The sequence below is a fragment of the Vibrio jasicida CAIM 1864 = LMG 25398 genome (genome assembly GCF_000400365.1).
GTDB lineage: Bacteria > Pseudomonadota > Gammaproteobacteria > Enterobacterales > Vibrionaceae > Vibrio > Vibrio jasicida.
Window position 1 is genome coordinate 1 of the sequence record NZ_BAOG01000130.1, and the last position, 405, is coordinate 405.

A 405-nucleotide genomic window follows, 5' to 3' on the forward strand; every position below is an offset into this window, starting at 1 on the left:
TGGCATTTTTACTATGCGTTGGTTTTAGTGATTAAGGTGGTATGCGGGAGCATCGTATTGCGTGCCTCACACCTTAATTGGGCGTTAGGTTTCTCCGCGGGAAACATCGAATTCGAGGAATTTGGATCATGGATTATGAAACGAAGCTACAACTTGCGCACAAAGAGTTAAGTGACAAAGGTGTTTGGAAGTCGAACTACAATCCTCCACTTGTAAGGTTGTTAAGTAAACTCGGACTATGTTTTCCGCCGCCTTATTATCAGAGTTTTTTTGCAAACGTTATGCTTTGTGTGGCTTTCTTTGCTCCTGTTTGGGGAATCTTCCAATGGTTTCTTGTGTGGGACGAGCTAGGCAAACCAGTTTTAGAAGCGGTTTATATCTCGTTACTTACTGGCGCATTGTTTG

Annotated in this window: 1 protein-coding gene; it reads left to right on the forward strand. The window is 43.0% G+C overall.

Annotated features, from left to right (window positions below; all coding sequences use genetic code 11):
• Positions 1–128: 128 nt before the first annotated feature.
• Positions 129–405: DUF6404 family protein (locus VJL_RS24190; RefSeq protein WP_038881870.1), on the forward strand; the 277-nt coding region annotated here is incomplete at its 3' end.